Below are 18,097 nucleotides of genomic sequence, written 5' to 3'. Positions count from 1 at the left end.
ATAATTATACACCCTCTTCCCTGCAAGACGGGTAGAAAAGTAACAGGAATGGGTGAATACCATTGAAAAAGAAAGTACTTGTCTATTTGTATCCACAATTTAGAGAAGTTGAAGTAATGACGACTTTATCTATTATCGGTAAAAAGTATGAAGTGCTGCCTTTCTCGCTGTTGCCAGGAACTGTTACTAGTGAATGTGGTTTACTGATGCAGCCTACGATTAAGATGAAGAATATTAGTCCTATTGATTATGAGATGCTCATTATTCCTGGAGGAAAACAAGCTTTCACACAAGGAAATCCGAGACTTCTGCATCTGTTGCAAGTGTTCAACAGAGAGAATATCAAGATTGCAGCTATTGGTAACGGAGCAGTTATTTTAGGACGAGCCGGTATATTGAATGGCAGGTCATATACTGTGTCTTTACGTGAAGATGAATTTGCTAAAACAAACAGTTGGTTGAATGGTACGTATCAATCAAAGCAGATTGTAGAGGATAAAAATATTTTAACAGCAAAAAGCCATGCTTATATTGACTTTGGTTTAACGATCGGGGACCGTTTGCAATGTTTTGACGGCCTGGAAGAATATAATTTTTATAAAGGTACAAGTTCCTTTTGACGGAACGCTGATCTTCGCTCCCCCTTATCGCTTTCTGGCTATTAGCTAGAAAGCGTTTTTTAATGGGAAAACTAACTAAAATAAGTTATGATAATAATTAAAAGTTTAGTGCTTGACAAAAGTAAGTTATGGAATTATGATGTAAAGGAATCAACTTACTAAAGAGAAGTTAATCACTAATTACAACAGATATAAAAGGAGAGAAACAAAAATGAAAGTACTTTATATTAATTCAAACCCAAAACCAATGGATCAATCGTTCGGACTTCGCTTAGGGCGTCACTTTTTAAACGAACTTTCTAACCAAAATGAAAACGTAGAAATTGAGACGGTGAACCTTTATGAAGAGAATATTCCGTTCATCGATGCAGATGTTTTAGATGCTTGGGGAAAATTAGCTGCAGGACTAGAGCTTTCTCCATCACAAGTTGAAAAAACGAGCCGTATGGGAGAAATTTTAGAACAATTCCTTTCAGCAGACATGTATGTATTCAACACACCAATGTGGAACTTGAGCTATCCTCCAATGCTTAAAGCGTATATCGATAATGTAGTAATGGCAGGTAAGACATTTAAATATACGGAGAACGGCCCAGCTGGTTTATTAGGCGGAAAGACTGCCGTGCACGTTCAATCTCGTGGTGGTGTGTATTCTGAAGGTCCTGCTCAAGCTTTTGAGTTCACGAACGGATACCTTCAAGGTGTGATGGCATTCATCGGAATTACTGATTATCATCATGTATTTACAGAAGGTATGGCAGCAGCCCCAGATCGTGCAGAAGAAATCTTAGCTGATGCAAGAGAAAGAGCTACAGAATTAGCTAAAGAATTAGTCTTAGCTAAACGCAATGCATAAGTTTTGACTTCAACTGATAACCCACTATAATTGGTGGAATAGTAACGAGGTGTCAACGAAACGTGGCACCTCTTTATTTATAGAGAATTTTAGAGAAATGCGGAATAGGGAGTGGAAGAAATGAACGAAACATTTAAAGTCATGGAAGAACGATCTTCTGTCCGTTTGTATCAGAAAGATAAAGAAATCCCGAGCGAAACGCTTCACCAGATTTTTGAGATGGCTGGGAAAGCTCCATCAGCATGGAATCTGCAGCACTGGCGTTTTATTGTAGTAACCTCTCAAGAACAAAAAGATAAACTTTTCCCGATTGCTTATAATCAAAAGCATGTGCTGGATGCATCAGCTGTAGTGGTAGTCTTAGGAGACACAGAAGCAGATAAAGTAGCTGCAGAAGTATTTGAAAAAGCGCCAGAAGAAGCAAGAAATATGTTATTGAAAAATATCAACTCTGCCTATTCACAAGGACGTGCGATTGGCGAAAGAGAAGCACTTAAAAATGCATCACTCGGTGCGATGCAGCTCATGCTTGCTGCTAAAGCAGTTGGTGTTGATTCATGCCCGATGACAGGATTCGATCATGCTGCTATTGTGCCTGCTCTTGGAATTCCAGAACGATTCATTCCTGTGATGATGATTACATTAGGATATGCTGACGGTCCTGCTAAGCCTACAGAACGTTTCGATTTTAATCGGATTGTAATGCATAATAAATTTGAAGAAAAATAGATCACGCTTTTTAAGCAGTTGTGCCTACTAGAGGTATAGCTGCTTTTTTCATAGCACTATCACGATAAGTACTAAGTTTGCTTCATGGGAAAATGTGCTATCATACAAATAAAATCAGTTTTGGTAAGGAGTCTGTATGAGCACATTAACCATTTCAATCCTAATTACCCTCGTTATCATTATCTTCGTCGTCATTATTTTTGCGGCTGCCATTACAAAAGGGTATTCCTATAAACATACGGTCGATCAGTTGGACGACAATCCATATCTAAAAAATGAAAATAAAGATAAAGGAAATGAGGAAGGTAAGGAGCGTTCATAAGAAAGGATGTATAAGTATGAAGTTTGTAATAGAGCCTAAACCACCGTTTGATTTTCAAAAGATGATGCAGCGACTCACGGTTACAGGGAAAACTCATGTCTTAAAACTCAATGAACAATTTACAGAATACGAAAAAATAATCAGGATAGAAGAAACTTCTTGCTTTGTAAAAGTAGTATGGAACGGAACTGTTACCAGCCCTGTTCTGAACTGTAAGGCAATACCTTTAAATGGTTCAATATCTGAAGATGCAGTTAAGAAAAAAATTCAACAACTGTTTTCAACTGAAGTTGATCTGTCACCTCTTTATGACCACTTTTGTGAACACGAGAAATTGGTTGGAGTGCTACAACGTTTTAAAGGATTAAAACTTCTTACAGACACTGACTTGTTTGAATCCATTGTAAAAATTATTATCGGTCAACAAGTAAATTTAACTTTTGCTGGAACCTTGACCGAACGGCTGATTGAGTTTGCTGGAGATAAGGTGGAGGTAGAAGGAAATACATATCAAGTCTTTCCAACTCCTACATCTGTCTCAAAACTTAAGTATGAAGACCTTCGCGAGCTTCAATTCAGTCAGAGAAAAGCAGAGTATATCATCGATCTGGCAAAGCTGATCTCAGACGGAACTATTGATTTTGAAAGCTTATGGAGTATGTCAGATGAAGAAGTGATGAAAACGCTGTTGCCTATAAGAGGGATAGGGAAATGGACGATTGAATGTCTTTTAATATTTGGTATGGGAAGAACTGATGTACTGCCTGCTGCAGATATTGGATTAAGAAATGCCATCCGTCAAGTTTGGAAGCTAACTGAGCAACCATCAGAAGAAGAGGTAAGGGTGCTTGCGCAGGATTGGACACCGTGGCGTACATATATCACGTATTATCTATGGGAGAGTTTAAATCAGACTCCTACAGTTGTAGATCATACCTAGTAACTTAATAAAAGGTGAGGGCATATTTGAGATGACCCTCACCTTTTTCTTATAATTCTTTACTTAAAAACTCCGCGATCGCCTGCATGCCATATATGTTTGCTTCTGCTTCAGCATCACGGTTGTAGTTCGTATTCGTGTTTACATCATACGCATATACGTTTCCACTCTTGTCCGTAATGATCTCAATACCGGCAAATGTAATGCCATTTGCATCTAAGAACGCTTCATAACTTTCTTGATTTGGAAGAACAAAGTCTTTAAGAATCTTAAACTTTGGTGTTAGATTCTCTGGCAGATCTGTAATCGGACAGAACTGATCACCGATCTGGCAAGCGTCAGCTGGACAAAGTTCGAATCCATCAGAAGTATCTACTTGAACGGCATATAAAAATTTGCCGCCAATAAATTCGCAGCGCACGATATAAGGTTCTGGTGCTTCGATATAATCTTGCAAAAGAGTGATTCCGTCGATGGATTCATCAAAATTTTCCGATTGTACATAAGCTTCTAGTGCATTCTGTGTTTGGAACAATTGAACGCCGAGACCTTTACCCGCACGGTTGTGTTTCGTGATGAAAGAGCCGTTAAATTTCGTTGCAGCGCGTAGCAGTTCATCTTTTCCGTAAGCCGCAATCGTTCGTGGAACAGGTATATGAAATGCTTTTAATGCGCTGTATTGTTTCACTTTACTGATCTCGAGCTGAAGCGCTCTTGAGTCGTTAAATACTTTACGACCATAGCTCTCAAGCCAGGTTAGTACCGCTGATGTATATTCAGGTGCATATCTGTGTCCTCTCGTATGAGACGATGCGCTCATTCGGTTATAAAATATACCTTGTGGTGGAGCCTCTGTCAGGTCAATATGTCCTTTTCTCATATGCCAATCTTCATAAGGAAGACCGAGCTCTTCAAAGCGTTGGAATAATGGGGCAGTCCATTCGCTATTCTCATGAATCACATATATTTTCTTTGTCATAATATCCTCCTTGTATGCAAGAAATCCGACTAATTATATATTATTAGTCTATATTAAATGAGGCGGTATGAACAGAAAAAAGAAGCCATCTTATTTCGGCTTCTTCAAGTGATCCAACTTCTCAAATTTTTTCAATGCACTTACATACTGTTTGTACTCCTCATCAGAAATGCTCTCTTCACCGTAACGTACTTTTTCGTAAGCAGCTAAAACAGAATCTGCATCCTTTCCCCACAGTTCAAGTCTTAGAAACCAGTTCACCGCAGATTCACCAGGCTCTCTTCCGAATCCCTTCTTATCCATTACTTTTTCGAATTGTAAAAATTTCTTCCTAGTCCTGTCTTTGGACTGAAGCCATCTTTTCTTGCCGGTCAACTGGCTGTTCGCATATGAACTATCAAGAACTGAAATGTTCCCGTTAAGCAATAAGCTGGATTGATTGTTGAATACATTCCTTTTTTTCCAAAGAAAGAATATGACGATGATGATAAGTAGCGCTATGGTCGTGTATAGAAGCATCGGAGATTCCGCAAGTGTTTCAGGACGCTGTTCTACTATATCCTCTGTCTTATTACCCAATTTCATCTTTCCGCCTTCTTCCGTTTTAAGCAATTGTTTAAGTGTTTGGATTAATGGGGGAAGAAGCGAAAATAACTTCCAAAGAGGAACCGCCAAAATATAATACAAAATGAAGAATACACCGTCTAGAATCCAATAAATTAGTTGTTTTAAAGGTCCTAATACAGCAAGGATCACCCCGCTTAACCCAACTAGCGTTAAGGGAACAGCAAAATCCTTCATTACGATCCGAATAGAATCATTCTTAATATAGTGCAGAGTCATTTTAATGAGCAACATGAGCATGAATTGTGTCCAGATAGCTCCATAGATGACGGTGTAGCCATCTTTAAAAAAGAGAGAGAGGACCAATGTTAAAACGGCACCAAGACCAAAAATTAATTCAAGATCTGTCTTGAAAGGATCATTCCAATTTTCTGCGCTTCTCCACATAAGGACGATTGAGATCAGAATGGATAATAGGAGAGAAGAAGTCATATACCAAAACAACAGCGATGATAAGATCACAACAGCAAGAAGTGTGATTTTATTTAAGTTCGGTTTGTAAAGGTATAAAGCTCCGCTTAACGCAATAATTGGAATGAGATTTGACGTGAACCATACGAATTCAAGCCAAGTTGCCCCCGCTGTAAAAATGGTCATGATTATAAAAACTAGCATCGCATCAAAGGTTACGTTCAATCCATAAAGAGAAAACTGCTGATTTTTCTTTAGCATGAAGCGACCTCCAATGAAAGGTATGGCATCAGCAAGGCATGTTCTTCGTTATGCTCGACATAAAAGGTTCTTCCACCTGATCTAGACCATTTCTTAATCAAGATCTGAGAATGCGGATCGGTAGGAATATGACCTAAAAAGATGACGAACGGACTCGTACCAACAAAATTACGATCCATCTTATTCCACATGATCTGAGGTTTCACGATGACATTGGAACGATCAATTCTTGCCAAACCTTCAAGGATACTGCTTAAGTGAACCGCTCCGCTCCCGGTTGGTATATGATACATTCCCATCGGGCCAGGGACTTTAAAGTTAATGTATACTTCAAAAGGTATTCCTTTTTCCGCCGCAAACTGACACATGTATGCCAAATGACTGATCTCGTTCTCCATATCCTCAAGAGATTTCATCTCTTTATGATCAGGGAGTATCGTATAAACAAATGTCCAGTGATAGACAACTGTTTTTTCAAAAACTTTCGTTTGAAGCGAGCCTGAGCGTGCTGTAGCTTTCCAATGTATTTTATGAAAAGAATCTCCTGGAGAATAATCTCGGTTACCTGCAGGAAGAGACACGTTCTCAAATAAAGCAAAAGGTCTTACAGCTTCACCGCTGCCTTGAGAAAACAGATGCTCAATGCGTTGAACAGGGAGTGGCCTCGGGTAAACGACAATTTCTGTTGGAAATATACCGTTATAAGCCAATGCTTGACCACTCAATGAAAGAGGATCTTGTACCTGCAGTGTCAGATTAGAAATTCTTGTTGTTCCTCTTCTTGTAGCAGTAAACGGAACTATTTGTGTAAATGATGTTTGACGATAGAGCGCAAAATGACGTTTAACTTCAATTCTTCCTTTTGCAGTGCTGTTCGACTCAACATCTCCTGTTACAGATATAGGTGCTCGATGTGTGAAGATGAGTTCGCCTCTATAAGAAGGCCATCTTCCCTTATGAAGAAGTTTTACATAGAACTGATCCGTATCACCAGGAAACAAACGATGAACTTGTTTTGTAGTATCTAAAACAATCTCCCTTGTTGCTGACCTAGATTGCAGCAATAACGTTCCATACAAAAAAATGATCGCAAGTCCTAATAAAAACAGAAATGGAATATTACGATAAAAACCTATCAGAAGTATTAATGGGCTGAAAATAACTAAGGCCCGAAAGATGGATTTAATCCATACCTCGCTGTTCCATTGCATGTTATCTACCTGCCTCAGACTCTACAGGGACAATAATAGCCTCAAGGATCTCTTTCAACACTTGGTCTTTCGTTTTTCTCATCGTCCCTTCCATCGTCAATACGAGTCGGTGAGTTAATACATAAGGTGCTACGAATTGGACATCGTCTGGAGTAACGAAAGTTCTTCCTTGTACATAAGCAGCGCCTTGAGCAGCTCTCATGAAAGCAAGGGTGCCACGAGGAGACACACCATTCTCAATAAATTCATGACTGCGGGTCGCATGAACGATGGATAGTAAATAATTCTCAACACTATCACTAACATGAATGTGCTTTACTTCTTCTTGCATGACTAATAAATCTTCTAAAGTGAAGACAGGTTCTAAAGAATCTTGTGGGTTATTTTTACGATACATGTGAAGCATTTCTTTTTCTTGATCGTAGTTTGGAAAGCCAGACGGCAGTTTCATAAAAAAACGATCAAGTTGGGCCTCAGGAAGGGGGAATGTTCCGTGAGATTCAATAGGGTTCTGTGTTGCTAAAACTAAGAAAGGAGACGGAAGGGGAAGGGTTTCACCATCAATCGTAACCTGTCTTTCTTCCATCACTTCTAATAGACTGGATTGAGCTCGAGGTGTCGCACGGTTAATTTCATCTGCTAATAAGATGTTAGTCATAACCGGACCGGGACGCAGCTCAAACTCTTGATGCTTCGGATGAAAGAACTGTATACCGGTGATATCAGCTGGAAGGATATCTGGGGTGAACTGAATTCTTTTAAATTCTCCTCCAATTAATCGAGCAAGACTTTTAGCAAGCACAGTTTTTCCTGTTCCAGGAACATCTTCTAATAATAAATGACCTTTATTGACAATCGATATCATCGTTAGTTCAACAAGTTCTTCTTTTCCTGTTAACACTTCAGCTATTGCATTTTTAATAATCATCATCTGATTCTTCATATTCATGTATGTACATCCTCTCAAAAATGTTAATTTAACTTTATCATTATTATAATATTTAGAAAATAAAAAATGTAATATTTTTGAAATTTATGTAAACATAAAAAAAACTCACAGCTTATTTTAAAGCTGTGAGCGAAGAATAGATGAGGTACTGTGTCATCATCTCATTTAGTTTAAAATTGTAATATTTACGCTTTTTCTTCCCCAATTAACGGCATCAGAATAGTTTTTCATAAATACATCGATCTCTTTACCATTGATTCCACCACCGGTATCGTCAGCCACAGCATAACCATAACCAGGAACATAAACAACAGATCCGATAGGAATAACGTTTGGATCAACAGCGATTACTTTTGCATAAGGAATTTCTTTTAGATTTGTACCATTGAAAGTTGTGCCGCTGCACCCTTCACAACTTGCCGTATAGGCAGTCGCAGCAACAGTCATACTCTTTTTTGTAACGTTATTTTGAATGCTGTTAAACGTTTGAGGTCCAGCAATACCGTCTACTGATAAGTTCTTAGCTCGTTGATAGTCTGTTACGGCTTGTTTAGTAACGGGACCATAATAGCCTGTTGTAACAGCAAAATCATAGAATCCTAGCGCTTTTAATTTTCCTTGAAGTTCATATACGTCATTGTCCCAAGTACCCGGTCGGAGAGTGTGATCCCCCATTGCTGCAAATCCACTAACGGGAGCAGAAACGAGCAATCCTAACGCTAGAGCCCCTGTAATTACCCATTTTTTTATCATGATAACTCCTCCTAATATGTATAATTGGTTAAATACGCCTCGGTTGCCAATTATACTAATTGTATGTAACAAACTCATTAGGAGAAGATAACAAACAGATTACATTACTATCTTCATATAATAATAGGTAAATATGGAATTTAATAGATATCTTTGATGGGCGATAAGATAAAGTAGAGAAGAAGATTCTTAAACGACAAATTTCCCAGGAAATAGACAAATATTATGAATTATCTCTAGGTTCACCAATAAAATCATCTAAGCGATTCAATAATTGATCTAATTCCTGACTGCAGATTACTGTTTCTTTAGCGGTTAAGCAATAGGTTTTGCCAAGGCATAACAATACTTCACGTTTTTCCTCAATTAATTGCAATAACATGTTTCATTCACAACTTTCATGAGAGATTTTGTCTTCACTTAATATGCAATAAATTTACAAAAAGAAAAAGGGTTTCGTCTAAAAAAGTGATAATGTTACAAAAAACTACATAAGGAAGGGGTTGTATGTCGAATTGAGAACCTAGGAGATGGAAGGTCTTCTGAAAATAATAAAACGACCTGGATAAAGGCCGCTTTTTATGATTTTTGTTGGATATTAGCGTACTGATTTAATAATTGATCGAGCTGTTGGCTTATTGTGACCAGTTTAGGGTGTGTTAGTTCATAGTTTAGTTGATTTGAGATTACATATAATTCTTCTCTTAATAGGAGAATTCGTTCTTGAATACTTTTTTCTATCATAAGTAGTTCTTCCTTTCGGGATGTAGCGACTAAGAAGTCTCTATGGCAATTGACTAGCATATCATTAAAGATAAACTTAACTCCAGGGAACTTCTTTTCAAATAACTTATCTTTTGTTTCATGCTTGTAAAAGCCTTTATGAGACACTTCACTTAAAATTATCGGTAAAAATTGGAATTGTTTTAGGAGTTAAATGTGTATCTTTGGTCAATTTCACCGGTTTCCTTTAAAATAGATATGATATACATGAATGAGTCTAGATGTATTTTGCTATAATTGGTAATAAAAAGAAAGGGGGGAGACGGAATGAAACCAACTGAAGAGCATAAAGATAAGGGCGAAACTCAAGTTCATTATGAAACGCCTGAGCAAAAAGTTCAAAACACACATTCTGTTCAACTATGGCGAGAGTATTTTTCAGAACGGTTTGAAACTTTCGAGAGACGTAAACTGCAAACCGTCTCCTTTCGAGATCTCGTAGACGGAAAAGATACGAGTTATACGTTTGTTCATATTTACCGAGATTATTACCCTGCGCTTTTAAATGCAGGGCAATTCTTTGATGAAGATATTGCGTTGTTATACAAATATCACGTACAGATCGAAACGCTGCTCCGATTGTTTTCTTTTGAAGCTCAATATGGTGTGGCTACATATATGCAATCGAACTTTGATGCTACCGTTGAGAAACTATGTGATCAAATGTATATTACATTAAAACAGATCGACAGCAAAAAGTTACTAAAAGAGAATAAAAAACTTGTGGAAGAAAGTTTAAGAAACTTTCAGAGTCTTTATGAGATTCCACCCAAGTGGGGACATCTTCTATTTTATCTATTCCAGATCAGCTGGTCGTTACTTTACATTGAACAAGCTTGGGTGTCTAAATATGAAAAGCAGCTGCTAGAAGAAAAAGAGAGTGGAAAAACATCTCAAATGCTTGAATTGGCTCTTGTTCATTTTGCCTTTGCGAGTGGAAATGAAGAACTTGCTTTCAAACGACTAACTCAGTGTGAGAAAAAGGTAGACATAGTTCATTATCTGGTTTGGATGAAGTTATTGGTAGACAAACAAGAATGGGATCGCCTCTTGTTATGGCTGCTCGATCTGAAGCCATATTTCTTAGAAGGTGTTGGTACGTACTATTATCATTCCAATTCTCGAGAGTTTTTCCATGAGTACTTAAGCTATTTTTGGAAGTACGCTCAACATACAGGTGACGAGGATCAGTATGAAGAAATGCTGATTGAATTTTTACCCATCACGTTCTATGAGTACGGTGAATATTTGATGGTGATCGGTGAGCATGAGAGATGGGTGGAACTGCAAGTGATCATGGGCTACTCACCAGAGTTGATTCAAAGAAAGGATCTAAAAGAGGTCGTGTCCTTTCAAAAAGAATCCGCTCTGCCGATCTATCATCAAGCGATTGATAGGCTTATTAATGAGAGGACAAGAAAATCTTATCAATCCGCCATTAAACATTTAAAAACGCTTCGCACTTTATATTTTGAACTTGGAGAAGAAGAACGTTTTTCACAGTATATCAATCAGATTGCTACAGTTTATGGGCGGCTTAGAGCCTTTCAGGAAGAGCTAAGGAAAGGAAAGTTTATTTCATGATCGATACAAGCAATCTTTTGCTACACGCGAAATGGCTTCATGGCAACATGGTTTTATGGGCCACTAAACATTCGAAAAGAGTGCATGTAAACGACTGGAAACCTCTTTTATTTACATGGCATAAGCCTTCATTTTTCGGGACGATGCTAGATGTTGATGATGATCAGAATGTTTATTTAGATGCTGGGGAAGCATTTGATCTTTTTAATCGTTATCCCGACTTTTTTCTGGCGGAAAACAATTGGGAAGAAGATTCTTGGGCTTTTGTAAGAGAGGCAAATGATGTCTTTCGTTTGATGCAAAAAGATAAGGTTACTCCTGATTACGAAGCATGGAAAACAGGTGTATGGGCATGGAGAACGGATGGAGAGAGAATTGAATCGGCGTGGTTGAATGAAGCTCTCTCTACATTGCCACATGACGGAAGTACTTACTTGCCTTCAAACTTTAACAGAGATCGTATGAAAGGGGTACCTAGACAGATCATATCCGCCTTAAATCACTTAAATGAAGAGGAATGGCTGATTAAGATCGGCTGGAGAAAAGATCCTAAGCCCTTTCATATCATTTTTCAACTCTCTGAACCTGCTAATGATGGTGAAGGTAGTGAAGATATTTGGAAATTACACGTCATTCTTCAAGAAAAAGATGATGGAATAGCTGTACCCTATCTTGGAAAGAGCACACTTCTCCCAGATGAATGGAAGCCTTTTAAAGAGATGTTAGAATCGGATATAGAGCTCGTAACAAAATTAATCTCATGGTTAAAACCAAATACGCGTAAAGAAATACGTAATGAGATAACCGAAAAAGAAGCTTGGGATTTTTTAACGCTAAAAAGCGATCTGTTAAGACAGATTGGACTTACCGTTATCCTTCCAGCATGGTGGGAGACCGTTCAGGAACTTCAACCGAAAGTAAAAGCAAAGGTAAAAACAAAATCGCAACAATCTGGGGGTGCACCTTCTTTCCTTGGATTAAATGCAATCATGCAATTTGATTGGCGAATGTCAACGGGGGACGAAGAGCTTACGGAAGAAGAGTTTCGAAAACTCGTTGATGGCAGCAGAAGACTCGTGCGAAGAAACGGTCAATGGTACAGAGTCGATCCTGAGTGGATGAAACAAGTACGTCATCTTATTAAGAACGTGGATCGTACAGGCATTCAGCTAAAAGATGTGTTAGAACAACATCTGCTCAACATGGAAACCAACCCTGCTGAAGATGGTCTTGAAGGATTAGATTTAGAAGGACCGATGCTTGACATTGAATGGGATGAACCATTGAACGCATGGATGGATCAGCTTACAGAGATCAAGACATTACCCATTGAGCCAAAAGCTGAAAACTTAATCGGAACGTTAAGGGACTATCAAAAGACAGGAAGTTCATGGATGTATTTTCTCCGGGAATTCGGTCTTGGTGGTTGTTTAGCAGACGATATGGGGCTAGGGAAAACCGTTCAGACCATTGACTATTTCTTAAAAGTGAAAGAAAAAGAAAAGCACGAAGGTACTTTTTTACTCGTATGTCCTACTTCTGTAATCGGAAACTGGCAAAAGGAGCTTCAACACTTTTCACCGACTTTGTCAGTAGGTCTTCATTACGGAGGGAACCGGAAAAAAGGAGATCAATTTACTGAGTGGTATAAAAAATTCGATGTTGTTATCACTTCATATACGACATGTCAGCTTGATTATAATGAGATGAGTGAAACGTATTGGGAAGCGATCGTACTCGATGAGGCACAGAACATTAAAAACAGTTATACAAAACAATCAAGAAGTATCCGCAGGCTGAACGGACGTCACAAGATCGCGTTAACGGGAACTCCTGTAGAAAACAGACTTCTTGAGCTATGGGCGATCTTCGACTTTTTAAACCCAGGATATTTAGGGAGCGAACCATCGTTTCAGAAAAAGTTTGTAGTGCCAGTTGAGAAAGACAATGATACGTTGCGTTTACAGCAATTAAAACAGCTTGTTCAACCATTCCTGCTGCGACGGACGAAGATGGATCCAGCTGTACAGCTTAATCTGCCTGAGAAACAAGAGATCAAAGAATATTGTCCGTTATCAAAAGAACAAGCTTCTCTATATGAGCGACTTGTTCAAGATACGTTTGAGCAGTTGGAAAAAGTAACAGGTATGCAAAGGCGTGGATTATTACTCGCGATGTTAGGCAAATTAAAGCAAATCTGCGATCATCCGGCTCTTTATACAAAGAATGATAAGCTAGGAAAACTTGAGGATCAGTCTGTTAAATTTGCAAAAACGATTGAGTTGATCGATGCCATTCTTGAAAAAGATGAAAGGTGCTTGATCTTTACACAGTTTATCTTTATGGGTGAATTAATAAAGAAGTATGTGGAGAAAAAATTCGGCCGGTCCGTACTCTTTTTGCATGGCAGTCTAAGCAAGCAAAAACGTGACCAGATGATTGAAAGTTTTCAAGACGGAGAACATCCGATCTTTATCTTATCTCTAAAAGCTGGCGGAACCGGTCTCAACTTAACCGAAGCCAATCACGTTATTCATTATGATCGATGGTGGAATCCAGCTGTTGAGAATCAAGCAACTGATCGTGCCCATCGTATCGGACAAAAAAAATTCGTGACGGTGCACAAGATGATTACGCTTGGCACATTAGAAGAGAAGATTGACATGATGCTCGAGAGCAAAAAAGAACTTTCAGAAAAAGTGATTCAGAGTGAAAATTGGATTACGGAACTATCAACAGACGAATTAAAAGACCTATTTACGCTAAGAAAAGAATGGGTCGAATCTTAAGAAAAGCACAGCGAATGAGCTGTGCTTTTCTTGTGCTTTCTGTGGACTTTCGAGAAATTTTTTTCAGTTGTTATAGAAGCGTCTTTTTCACGATTTTTTTGATAAACTTATACTATTATCCAAAAATTAGGGGGAGAACGATGCAGCTTGAATCGTATCTAGCTTGGGGTATGTCGGGTATTTTTCTTATATTATTAATTCTCATCTATATGAAAAAAGCGAATCATGAAGAATCTAACATTGGGTGGAAACTGATCGGTTACTTTTTGTTAAGTACGTTTACGTTTCGCATGAATTCATTGGTATTGCCTATAGGTATTGCGATTTTCGTACTCTTTTTTCTTCCTAAGCTTATCGTTAATAAAGATGCAAAAAAGTGGGCAGCTTCTCTTGGGGTGTTATCTTTTTTATCAAGCAGCATTGTGAACCACTCAGTAACAGCTTTCTATGAAGAAATACATCATGTTAAAGCAGCAACTAATGTGTATGAGATGAATTTTTATAATGAATATGAGAAGGTAAAGAAAGTGCTACATGCAGAGGGAGAGCTTGCTATAAACAATGTGGAAATCATCTTTAATAGCGATGGAGAAGTTCGCCATTTTAACTATGAAACTTCTTATTATCGAGATGGTCGAGATATGAATGCATGGATTTCGCTGCATGATGGGAATTATCAAATAAGTACACATATTATGGATGCAGAACTTGAAATGGTAAATCGTGAAAACTTTATTTCTTCTCCTAGCATTTATTTTAAAGCTCTCGATCTGCATGGCTTAAAAAATATGGTGCCAAAGGGTAATTCCTATTATTTGAGCTTCACAAACTTTGAACAAGTACAGTTTGATAGCGTGGACAGCTCTTTGTGGAACATAGAGAATTCAGGTATTAAAAAAATTACTGATCTAGTTGTACGTGAAGACGGTTCTGACATGGAAGAGGATATGGAAGTGCCTACCTATCAAATTAGCATTCATACGATAAATACTTATGAGACAAACCAAGAACGTTACTTTATCATTTCCCCCGAACTTTTTAACTAAATCGAGGAGGTCGTATACGTGTATTTACCGTCATTTTCACTTAAAGGAAAAACAGCACTCGTAACGGGTGCTGGAAGAGGGATCGGACAAGCGATCGCGATTGGATATGCAGAAGCCGGTGCGGATGTGATCATTGTATCTAGAACACATTCTGATCTGGAAAAGACAGCACAGTTGATTGAAAGTGCAGGAACAAAGGCGTTCCTTTTTGAAGCGGATGTTACGAACAAGGATCAGGTTAAAGGAATCTTTGAAACACTAGATTCAGAGCAGGTAGAGGTCGATATACTTGTAAACAATGCTGGAATGAATATCCGATCAAAAGCTTTAGATGTATCTGATGAAGAATGGGATACGATCATGCACACGAACCTTCGTTCAGCTTTTTGGTTCTCACAGCAAGCTGGTCAACGAATGAAGCAAGCTGGAGGAGGCAAAATCATTACAATTTCTTCTGTTGCTGGACATGTTGCTCTTCGTACCGGCGTAGTCTATGCCTCTACTAAAGCCGCGATTATACAGATGACGAAGAACTTAGCTCTTGAGTGGGGACAGTATGGAATTAATGTGAACAGCATCGGACCATGGTATTTTAAGACACCATTAACAGAGAAACTTTTAGCTAACGAGAAATATTTACAAGATATACTCGCTGTTACTCCGCAAAAAAGAGTAGGAGAACTACCTGATCTTGTGGGACCTGCGGTATTTTTAGCAAGTGAAGCAGCTGATTATGTGAACGGCCAAACACTTTTTGTAGATGGTGGAATGACCATTCAAGGATTCTAATCAAAAAACGAATTATTAAACTATATAAATATTTTTTCGGAATTTTGTATCTTTTTGTATGAAACCTATTTTTTTCGTTAATAATGTTGCTACACAAGCAGTTCATTCAATGTTTGAAGGGAGCAACACAAAATGAAAAAGATGGATTTAGTAGATGCAGTTCGAAATGCAACGAGTATGAACAAAAAAGAATCAGCGCTTGCCGTTGATGCAGTGCTAGATGCGATTACAGATGCTTTGAAAAACGGTGAAAGCGTGCAGCTTATCGGTTTCGGAACATTTGAAACAAGGAACCGTAACGCAAGAAAAGGACGTAATCCTCTTACTGGTGAAGAGATCATGATCCAGGCTAGCAACGTACCTGCTTTCAAGCCAGGTAAATCGCTAAAAGAAGCGGTAAAAGCCGTTTAATCGTCAGCAGATACGAAAGACGCTTTCCTCGAGGAAAGCGTCTTTTGTCATATTTAGGCGAAAAAGAAACGAATTTGACGTGCGAATTCCTGAAAAAAATAAAGGAAACTAGACCCTTTTATTTAATTTATAAACGTTAAGAAAGTTTTAGTAAAAAAGGGTGGATAGAATGAAAGTATTAAGTCAGGACGAATTACCTGCAGTTGCCACTTTAAAAGAAATGATCGATGTCCTGCCCGAATTTGTTTGTTTAAGGTATCCGGATGGAACTTGGGCAGAAGCGAACCGGTTCGCTCTTAATATTTATGGAATCAACCATGATGAATATAAAGGAAAAAGTCTTGAGGAACTGGAAACAAGACTTTCATACGAAGCAATTGAAAGATGCAGACTTTCCGATAAGAGAGCATGGGAAACAAGAAAACCGATAAAAACAGCTGAAAAGATTATGATGAAGAGCGGTCGTAAAGTGATGCTCGAGCTCATAAAGCAGCCTACCTTTACGAGTGATGGTAAACAGCAAGTGTTGGTTATCACAGGACGTGATATTACACCTCATAAACAGAAGGAAGAAGAGCTGAGTGTGGCTCTAGATCTATTAGAGTCAGTTTTAAAAGGAACAACAGATGCCATTCTCATTATTAACACAAGGCAAGAGGTCATCAAGGTGAACGATGCATTCATTCAGATGTTCGGCTGGGCTGAAGAGGATTTCTCGGAGGAAAATGACGACTATCCTGTTATTACACCAGCACACCTGCAAGGTGAATCGAAGGAGATCATTGATCTCTTAAAACAGGGACAATCGGTTCCGCTTCATGAAACACAGCGTATACACAAAGACGGAACCGTTTTTGACGTATCTGCATCTTTTTCAAACATATGTGACATGGACGGTAAAATTATGGGGTTCGTAATTGTATACCGTGATATTACTTCTCAGAAAAAAGTAGAGCGTGCTCTACGTGAAAGTGAGGCGAAATATCGTTTGATCGCAGAACATTCTACAGATCTTATTACTGTGATTGATCCATCTGGCATCATACAATATGTATCTCCTTCACACTTACCTGTACTTGGCTATGAAGATGGTGAGATTAAAGGGGCTATCCTTGAAATGGTTCACCCTGATGATTTACAGAGCCTTTCTGATCTTTTCATGAGAGCTCTTGTGAAAAAAGAACCGTTCCAGACAGAATTCAGGCTGGTTCATAAAAATGGTGATTGGATATTATTAGAGGCCCGTGGTGTACCAGTCATGACGAAGGACGGACATGTGGAGAGCCTAGTTACCTTTGCTAGAGATGTAACGAAAGCAAAGCAGACTGAAGAACTCATGTTAAAATCGGAGAAGCTGTCTGTTCTCGGTGAACTTGCTGCAGGGGTGGCGCATGAGATTCGGAATCCGCTAACTTCATTAAAAGGGTTTACGAAACTATTATCAGATGCAGACGATGTGATTCGATTAGAATATCTTAGAATTATGGAGTCAGAGCTGAATCGAATCAACGACATCGTTGGGGAACTCATGCTTGTTGCTAAACCTCAGGCAGTTAGCTTTGAACATACGAACATTCAAGAACTGATCTATAGTGTTGTAAGATTGCTAGAAACGCAAGCGATCATGAAAAACATACAGATCTGGGTAAATATCTCGGATAACATTCCGCTTGTATATGGTGTGGAAAATCAGCTTAAACAGCTTTTCATCAATTTATTAAAGAACGCGATCGAAAGTATGGATAAGGACGGAGAGATTCATATTAAGATTGGAACTCGCAACGATTCTGTTCTTCTGGAGCTAAAAGATCAAGGATGTGGTATTCCAGCTGAACGATTAAAAACCCTCGGAGAACCATTTTATACAACAAAGGAAAAGGGTACGGGTTTAGGCCTGATGGTTTGCTTTAAGATCATTGAAGAACATGGTGGAGCTATACAATTTTCTTCTGTTGAGAACGAAGGAACGAAGGTGGAGATCGAACTTCCGACTGCACCGTCTTCATCAAAATAAGGTTTAATGTGTGTGAAATCCGACCA

The 18,097-nt window shown here is 38.5% G+C and carries 18 protein-coding genes; 11 read left to right on the top strand and 7 right to left on the bottom strand.

All coding sequences use genetic code 11. The features are described from left to right. Positions 1-62: 62 nt before the first annotated feature. From H9648_RS07010 to H9648_RS06990, 5 genes are all read left to right on the top strand, one after another. On the top strand, positions 63-620 hold the full coding sequence (locus tag H9648_RS07010) for a DJ-1/PfpI family protein (RefSeq protein WP_191753156.1): 558 nt from the start codon (positions 63-65) through the stop codon (positions 618-620). A gap of 211 nt (positions 621-831) precedes the next feature. After that, positions 832-1,476: an FMN-dependent NADH-azoreductase gene (locus H9648_RS07005; protein WP_191753155.1), complete on the top strand. Its 645-nt coding sequence runs from the start codon at positions 832-834 to the stop codon at positions 1,474-1,476. 120 nt (positions 1,477-1,596) lie between these two features. Next, positions 1,597-2,205, top strand: coding sequence for a nitroreductase family protein (locus H9648_RS07000; protein WP_191753154.1), 609 nt, complete (start codon positions 1,597-1,599; stop codon positions 2,203-2,205). Positions 2,206-2,341: 136 nt separating this feature from the next. Then, positions 2,342-2,527, top strand: coding sequence for a YtzI protein (ytzI, locus tag H9648_RS06995; RefSeq protein WP_191753153.1), 186 nt, complete (start codon positions 2,342-2,344; stop codon positions 2,525-2,527). 16 nt (positions 2,528-2,543) lie between these two features. Further along, positions 2,544-3,467 carry a DNA-3-methyladenine glycosylase family protein gene (locus H9648_RS06990; protein ID WP_191753152.1) on the top strand — a complete coding sequence of 308 codons (924 nt, stop codon included), beginning with the start codon at positions 2,544-2,546 and terminating at the stop codon, positions 3,465-3,467. A gap of 49 nt (positions 3,468-3,516) precedes the next feature. Here H9648_RS06990 and H9648_RS06985 read toward each other — a convergent pair whose 3' ends face one another. The 7 genes from H9648_RS06985 to H9648_RS06955 form a co-directional block, all read right to left on the bottom strand. Next, a complete protein-coding gene (locus H9648_RS06985) occupies positions 3,517-4,446 on the bottom strand; it encodes an ATP-grasp domain-containing protein (protein WP_191753151.1) in 930 nt (309 codons plus the stop codon). Positions 4,447-4,536: 90 nt separating this feature from the next. Continuing rightward, positions 4,537-5,742, bottom strand: a complete 1,206-nt coding sequence (locus H9648_RS06980; RefSeq protein ID WP_191753150.1) for a DUF4129 domain-containing protein — start codon at positions 5,740-5,742, stop codon at positions 4,537-4,539. Continuing rightward, positions 5,736-6,953 carry a DUF58 domain-containing protein gene (locus H9648_RS06975; protein WP_191753149.1) on the bottom strand — a complete coding sequence of 406 codons (1,218 nt, stop codon included), beginning with the start codon at positions 6,951-6,953 and terminating at the stop codon, positions 5,736-5,738. Before H9648_RS06975 ends, H9648_RS06980 begins: the two co-directional genes overlap by 7 nt. A gap of 1 nt (position 6,954) precedes the next feature. Next, positions 6,955-7,902 (bottom strand): AAA family ATPase, encoded by a 948-nt coding sequence (locus tag H9648_RS06970; RefSeq protein WP_191753148.1) that lies wholly within the window; start codon positions 7,900-7,902, stop codon positions 6,955-6,957. Between the two features lie 165 nt (positions 7,903-8,067). After that, entirely contained in the window at positions 8,068-8,655 is a 588-nt protein-coding gene (locus tag H9648_RS21075) for a 3D domain-containing protein (RefSeq protein WP_191753147.1), read from the bottom strand. A gap of 223 nt (positions 8,656-8,878) precedes the next feature. Further along, positions 8,879-9,037, bottom strand: a complete 159-nt coding sequence (locus tag H9648_RS06960; RefSeq protein WP_191753146.1) for an aspartyl-phosphate phosphatase Spo0E family protein — start codon at positions 9,035-9,037, stop codon at positions 8,879-8,881. A gap of 197 nt (positions 9,038-9,234) precedes the next feature. Beyond that, positions 9,235-9,399 carry an aspartyl-phosphate phosphatase Spo0E family protein gene (locus H9648_RS06955; protein ID WP_191753145.1) on the bottom strand — a complete coding sequence of 55 codons (165 nt, stop codon included), beginning with the start codon at positions 9,397-9,399 and terminating at the stop codon, positions 9,235-9,237. A gap of 306 nt (positions 9,400-9,705) precedes the next feature. On the opposite strand from H9648_RS06955, the gene H9648_RS06950 reads away from it, so the two are divergent. The 6 genes from H9648_RS06950 (at position 9,706) to H9648_RS06925 (ending at position 18,071) form a co-directional block, all read left to right on the top strand. Continuing rightward, on the top strand, positions 9,706-11,022 hold the full coding sequence (locus H9648_RS06950) for a hypothetical protein (RefSeq protein ID WP_191753144.1): 1,317 nt from the start codon (positions 9,706-9,708) through the stop codon (positions 11,020-11,022). Beyond that, entirely contained in the window at positions 11,019-13,811 is a 2,793-nt protein-coding gene (locus H9648_RS06945) for a DEAD/DEAH box helicase (RefSeq protein ID WP_191753143.1), read from the top strand. Before H9648_RS06950 ends, H9648_RS06945 begins: the two co-directional genes overlap by 4 nt. A gap of 140 nt (positions 13,812-13,951) precedes the next feature. Beyond that, positions 13,952-14,857: a hypothetical protein gene (locus H9648_RS06940; protein ID WP_191753142.1), complete on the top strand. Its 906-nt coding sequence runs from the start codon at positions 13,952-13,954 to the stop codon at positions 14,855-14,857. Between the two features lie 18 nt (positions 14,858-14,875). Continuing rightward, on the top strand, positions 14,876-15,646 hold the full coding sequence (locus H9648_RS06935) for an SDR family NAD(P)-dependent oxidoreductase (RefSeq protein ID WP_191753141.1): 771 nt from the start codon (positions 14,876-14,878) through the stop codon (positions 15,644-15,646). A gap of 132 nt (positions 15,647-15,778) precedes the next feature. Further along, positions 15,779-16,057: an HU family DNA-binding protein gene (locus H9648_RS06930; protein WP_066236049.1), complete on the top strand. Its 279-nt coding sequence runs from the start codon at positions 15,779-15,781 to the stop codon at positions 16,055-16,057. A gap of 169 nt (positions 16,058-16,226) precedes the next feature. Beyond that, entirely contained in the window at positions 16,227-18,071 is a 1,845-nt protein-coding gene (locus H9648_RS06925) for a PAS domain-containing sensor histidine kinase (protein WP_191753140.1), read from the top strand. The last annotated feature ends 26 nt before the right edge of the window (positions 18,072-18,097 follow it).

It is taken from the genome of Fictibacillus norfolkensis (assembly GCF_014836645.1).
GTDB classification, from domain to species: domain Bacteria; phylum Bacillota; class Bacilli; order Bacillales; family Fictibacillaceae; genus Fictibacillus; species Fictibacillus norfolkensis.
The sequence above is the reverse complement of the archived record's forward strand: the minus strand, read 5'-3'. Positions and strand labels throughout refer to the sequence as shown.

Excerpts from the sequence above, each read along its gene's own strand:
- H9648_RS07005 (WP_191753155.1), top strand. The coding sequence starts at position 832 with ATGAAAGTACTTTATATTAATTCAAACCCAAAACCAATGGATCAATCG.
- H9648_RS07000 (WP_191753154.1), top strand. The coding sequence starts at position 1,597 with ATGAACGAAACATTTAAAGTCATGGAAGAACGATCTTCTGTCCGTTTG.
- ytzI (WP_191753153.1), top strand. The coding sequence starts at position 2,342 with ATGAGCACATTAACCATTTCAATCCTAATTACCCTCGTTATCATTATC.
- H9648_RS06990 (WP_191753152.1), top strand. The coding sequence starts at position 2,544 with ATGAAGTTTGTAATAGAGCCTAAACCACCGTTTGATTTTCAAAAGATG.
- H9648_RS06985 (WP_191753151.1), bottom strand. The coding sequence starts at position 4,446 with ATGACAAAGAAAATATATGTGATTCATGAGAATAGCGAATGGACTGCC.
- H9648_RS06980 (WP_191753150.1), bottom strand. The coding sequence starts at position 5,742 with ATGCTAAAGAAAAATCAGCAGTTTTCTCTTTATGGATTGAACGTAACC.
- H9648_RS06975 (WP_191753149.1), bottom strand. The coding sequence starts at position 6,953 with ATGCAATGGAACAGCGAGGTATGGATTAAATCCATCTTTCGGGCCTTA.
- H9648_RS06970 (WP_191753148.1), bottom strand. The coding sequence starts at position 7,902 with ATGAATATGAAGAATCAGATGATGATTATTAAAAATGCAATAGCTGAA.
- H9648_RS21075 (WP_191753147.1), bottom strand. The coding sequence starts at position 8,655 with ATGATAAAAAAATGGGTAATTACAGGGGCTCTAGCGTTAGGATTGCTC.
- H9648_RS06960 (WP_191753146.1), bottom strand. The coding sequence starts at position 9,037 with ATGTTATTGCAATTAATTGAGGAAAAACGTGAAGTATTGTTATGCCTT.
- H9648_RS06955 (WP_191753145.1), bottom strand. The coding sequence starts at position 9,399 with ATGATAGAAAAAAGTATTCAAGAACGAATTCTCCTATTAAGAGAAGAA.
- H9648_RS06950 (WP_191753144.1), top strand. The coding sequence starts at position 9,706 with ATGAAACCAACTGAAGAGCATAAAGATAAGGGCGAAACTCAAGTTCAT.
- H9648_RS06945 (WP_191753143.1), top strand. The coding sequence starts at position 11,019 with ATGATCGATACAAGCAATCTTTTGCTACACGCGAAATGGCTTCATGGC.
- H9648_RS06940 (WP_191753142.1), top strand. The coding sequence starts at position 13,952 with ATGCAGCTTGAATCGTATCTAGCTTGGGGTATGTCGGGTATTTTTCTT.
- H9648_RS06930 (WP_066236049.1), top strand. The coding sequence starts at position 15,779 with ATGAAAAAGATGGATTTAGTAGATGCAGTTCGAAATGCAACGAGTATG.
- H9648_RS06925 (WP_191753140.1), top strand. The coding sequence starts at position 16,227 with ATGAAAGTATTAAGTCAGGACGAATTACCTGCAGTTGCCACTTTAAAA.